This is a genomic window from Brevundimonas sp. RM1 (assembly GCF_052907225.1).
Window position 1 is genome coordinate 1 of record NZ_JBRERY010000070.1, and the last position, 1,414, is coordinate 1,414.

General features: G+C 69.0%; 2 protein-coding genes. Both read left to right on the top strand.

Annotated elements, in window-relative coordinates; genetic code table 11:
* Nucleotides 1-1,045: BRCT domain-containing protein (locus ACU5AP_RS16265; RefSeq protein ID WP_446681558.1), on the top strand; the 1,045-nt coding region annotated here is incomplete at its 5' end.
* Nucleotides 1,024-1,414, top strand: a 391-nt coding sequence (locus ACU5AP_RS16270) for an exonuclease domain-containing protein (RefSeq protein WP_446681559.1), incomplete at its 3' end; no start/stop codon positions are given. The genes ACU5AP_RS16265 and ACU5AP_RS16270, both read left to right, overlap by 22 nt.

Genomic DNA, 1,414 nt, shown 5'->3' on the forward strand with positions numbered 1-1,414 from the left:
AGCCGTGCGCGAGGGGGACGAGGTCAAGCGCCGCTGCACCGGCGGCCTGATCTGCGACGCCCAGATCGTCGAGCGCCTCAAGCACTTCGTCAGCCGCCGCGCCTTCGACATTGAAGGGCTTGGCGAAAAGCAGCTGATCGCCTTCCATGCGCGCGGCTGGATCAAGGAGCCGGCCGACATTTTCCGCCTCGCCCGCGACGAAGAGAAGCTGGCCCTGCTGCGCGCCGAGGACGGCTATGGCGAGACCAGCGTCCGCAACCTGATCGCCGGGATCGACGCCCGCCGCGTCATCTCCCTCGACCGCCTGATCTTCGGTCTGGGCGTGCGCGAGATCGGCGAACAGACCTCGCTGGTCCTGTCGCGCGCCTTCGGCAGCTGGACCGCCTTCCGCGACGCCTGCATGGCCGCCGCGAACGGCCTCGCCAGCGAGAGCTGGAAGACGCTGGCCGCGACCCACGCTATTTCGCCCCGCGTGCTGGGCCTGATGGCCGAAGCCCACCCGCCCGCCGACGATCCGTGGCCGGAAGCGCCCATGGATCAGAAGATCGCCCTCGCCTTCCCCGGCATGGCCGCGCCCGCCCGCCGTTCGCTGGCGGAAATCTCCGACGGCTGGAGCGACCTGACTCGCTGGGCCGCCGTCGCGCGCGATGAGGGCCCCTCCGACATTCTGAACCAGATCGCGGGCGTGTCCGGCGTCGGCCCGGTCGCCGCCGAGGCCCTGGCCCACTTCTTCCACGAACCGCACAACCTTCAGGTCGTCGACGCCCTGCTGGCCGAACTCGAGCGCGTCGAGGATGTGGCTGCCCCCGTGACGGACAGCCCGGTGGCGGGCAAGACCGTCGTCTTCACCGGCTCGCTGGAACGCTTCACCCGCGACGAGGCCAAGGCCCGCGCCGAAAGCCTCGGCGCCAAGGTCTCGGGCTCGGTGTCGAAGAAGACCGACTACGTCGTCGCCGGTCCCGGCGCCGGCTCCAAGCTGAAAGACGCCGAAAAGCACGGCGTGACCGTCCTGACCGAGGACGAGTGGCTGGCGCTTATTGCCTGATGCACGCCGTCGCCATCGACTTCGAAACCGCCAATGAGCAGCGGGCCAGCCCCTGCTCCATCGGCCTGGCCTGGATCAACGACGGCGTCATCGAATCCGTCGAGCACCACTACATCCGCCCGCCGGGCATGCGTTTCGCCAGCTTCAACATCGCCTTCCACGGCATCGGCCCCGAACAGGTCGAGGACGCCGAGGAATTCCCCGCCGTCCTCGCCGCCATCGCCCCGCGCCTCGAAGGCCGCACCGTGCTGGCTCACAACGCCGCCTTCGACGTCAGCGTCATCCGCAACACCTGCGACCACTACGGCCTGACCTATCCTGAGTTCGACTACCTCTGCACCGTCAAGCTGGCCCAGATCAGCTGGCCCG